The sequence below is a fragment of the Sulfitobacter sp. HI0040 genome, assembly GCF_001634885.1.
Classification (GTDB): Bacteria; Pseudomonadota; Alphaproteobacteria; order Rhodobacterales; family Rhodobacteraceae; genus Sulfitobacter.
This window is the reverse complement of record NZ_LWEX01000297.1, coordinates 1-322: the sequence shown is the minus strand read 5'-3', so window position 1 is coordinate 322 and position 322 is coordinate 1. Positions and strand designations below refer to the sequence as shown.

General features: G+C 66.5%; 1 pseudogene. It reads right to left on the bottom strand.

Annotated features, from left to right (window positions below):
• Positions 1-322: pseudogene (locus A3728_RS14030) on the bottom strand (polysaccharide biosynthesis/export family protein); the annotation flags it as partial.

The window sequence follows — 322 nt, the reverse complement described above, 5'->3', positions numbered from 1 at the left end:
GTTAGGCTGGGTGAGGTCGAGCACATAGACCATGCGCTGCGCGCCCAGCAGATCCTGCCGGCCCAGCACCTGTTCGGCCACTTCCTCGGGTTCGTTGCGGAAGATGAAGACGCCGGTGGGATCGGCGCTGAGCGGGTTCAGGCCGCCGACCTGCGCGATGCCTTCCAGCGCCGAGAGGTTCTGCGATTCGAAGGGCACCTGTGCCTGCCCGCCTGTCGCGCCGAGTGCTGTGAAGGAGCGCGAGTCCTCCTCCACGAGGATCTGGTCGCCGCCGCGCAGCGCGATGTCGAGTTCGGGGTGATCGTAGAGGTCTTCGAACCAG